This is a genomic window from Anabaena sp. CCY 0017 (assembly GCF_963920885.1).
GTDB lineage: Bacteria > Cyanobacteriota > Cyanobacteriia > Cyanobacteriales > Nostocaceae > Nodularia.
The window spans coordinates 1-1,943 of record NZ_CAWUDG010000068.1 but is presented as its reverse complement, the minus strand read 5'-3'; the positions used below and the strand labels follow the sequence as shown (position 1 = coordinate 1,943).

At 35.8% G+C, this 1,943-nt stretch carries 3 protein-coding genes; 1 reads left to right on the top strand and 2 read right to left on the bottom strand.

Annotated features, from left to right (window positions below; all coding sequences use genetic code 11):
- Positions 1–51 precede the first annotated feature (51 nt).
- Positions 52–156, bottom strand: coding sequence for a TerD family protein (locus ACM0OW_RS25685; RefSeq protein WP_414553546.1), 105 nt, complete (start codon positions 154–156; stop codon positions 52–54).
- 95 nt (positions 157–251) lie between these two features.
- The gene (locus ACM0OW_RS25680; RefSeq protein WP_414553544.1) at positions 252–854 is read right to left on the bottom strand and encodes a TerD family protein; all 603 of its coding nucleotides are present in this window, start codon (positions 852–854) and stop codon (positions 252–254) included.
- Positions 855–1,759: 905 nt separating this feature from the next.
- On the opposite strand from ACM0OW_RS25680, the gene ACM0OW_RS25675 reads away from it, so the two are divergent.
- Positions 1,760–1,943 (top strand): hypothetical protein (locus tag ACM0OW_RS25675; protein ID WP_414553543.1); only part of this gene is annotated, 184 nt, incomplete at its 3' end.

Sequence of the window (1,943 nt, the reverse complement as noted above, 5' to 3'; positions counted from 1 at the left end):
AATCGTTACATTGTTTACACTGTCTTGTTTTTAGACTTGTTTGTCGCCCCGTCAGGTAACATTGACATCCCATCCTAAACCTATACCAGCTTTTTTCAAGCTAGGTGCTTCTTTTGATAAATTGATTCTTTCGCCTTTGCTTAGGTTAATTGACATAATTATTACCGCTTTTTTGAAAATGAATTTTACTTGAAATTGATATTGACTTGAATCATTCAATAGATAAGGGCATCTATATCCTGAAAAAATAGTTAAGCATAAGCTTTTAAAATTCCATCCAAACCATTAACATTAATACCTTTACCAATAGCTACCATTTTCCACTCATTGTTGTGGTTATAAATTTCAGACATGATCATTCCGGTCATTCCTTTGTATTCAGAACCTGATAGATTATACTTAGCTAGTTCTTGGTTATTAGATGTATTGACAAGACGTACAAAGGCATTTTTTACCTGTGAAAATTCTTGTTTACGAGCAATACAATCGTAAATGTTAACCGTAAATACTAATTTAACAATCTCTTTCGGTAGCCTACCTAAGTCTAAAATAATCTGTTCATCATCACCTTCTCCTGCACCCGTGAGATTATCACCTAGATGGGTAACATATCCTGATTTATGGGATAGATTCCCAAAATAAACGACGTTGCTTCTATCTCTTACTTTGTCATTTTGATCCAAACAGATTACAGATGCATCTAAGTCGTAATTTTTAGTATTATTGAAAGCCCCAAAGAAACCGTTATTGCTTGGCTTTACTACGTCCCAACCCAGCCCGCACATAACCTTTGTTAACCCAGGAGCCTCTTTAGAAAGTGAGATGCTTTGCCCCTTTTGTAAGTTGATTCCCATATAATTTATTTTGGATATATTGGGTGTATAAACTATTCCAACTACTTTCTTGAGTCGCTATATGTTTAATTCTGTATTTTTGAAAATTTTTGTATTATTTCAATCAAAACTTTTGAAAAATATTTTTAGAAATTAATTATGCGATTCACAGTAGAGTAGTATCCCTTAACTAACAGTGTAAACAGTAAAAACACTTAAGTAAAAGTTTTATAGTTTATGGAGCAGTTAAATAAATTCCTTGAAGAGTTTAAATAATCACTATCGACAAAAATCGAATTGCGATCGCCACCATCCCCAACCCAACAGATAAGCCCCAGCAATGGGGTTATTTTCATGGGAATTGCTATTCTATCGTGTGGGGTAGTTGTGGGGTGTCCTGGGGATTGTGCGGCGGCGGCGTTTAGTCATTAGTCATTGGTTCCAAAATGTCAGCTTGTAGTATTTGTAGTAGTTGTAGCTGATTAGTTACCAGCGTCTAAGTATTGGTTCAATTTCTTGAAGAAATCCTCTTCTAAGTACAGCCAATAAGAATTATCCTGTTTAGGCTATGCAATTCTAGAAGGGGTTTATTTATTCAAGAACTTGTATTCTATCTATCTGGGTATTGATTGCCGTTCCTGGCGATTTTAACGCCGTCTATTTCCATCTAAGTATATAAAGCCAAAGAATGTATTATGTCCACCCGTACAAATAAAAAACTACTTTACTATAAATTTAGGGGGGGGTGGACTGTAGGAATTACATAGTATAAGTAATATAAATAACGTTATAAATGATACTATATTGAGGGACTAAAAATAAGACTAAAATCAGTGTTTAAAGGTTAGTTTTTAGTATTTAAAATTACCAACTAGAAAAATTCCAGTTCGGAGTAGCTGACGATTTTTGAGGAAGTTTCTAAAATTTTGGGTGCAATTGCGAACTGTTGCGATCGCCTCTGGCGGGGCTTTGCCCATCGCGCTGGGGAAGTTTCCAAAAATATCTGTGTGAGTGTTCAGATGTTTCTATGCCTATACAAGCCGATGGGAATTGTGCAGGGATGCGGGAATATTTTGGGGAAGTTGCGATTGCCTCCGGCACAGCGCTCCG

Bases quoted from the DNA above. Each gene is read 5' to 3' on its own strand.
- ACM0OW_RS25685 (WP_414553546.1), bottom strand. From the start codon at position 156: ATGTCAATTAACCTAAGCAAAGGCGAAAGAATCAATTTATCAAAAGAA.
- ACM0OW_RS25680 (WP_414553544.1), bottom strand. From the start codon at position 854: ATGGGAATCAACTTACAAAAGGGGCAAAGCATCTCACTTTCTAAAGAG.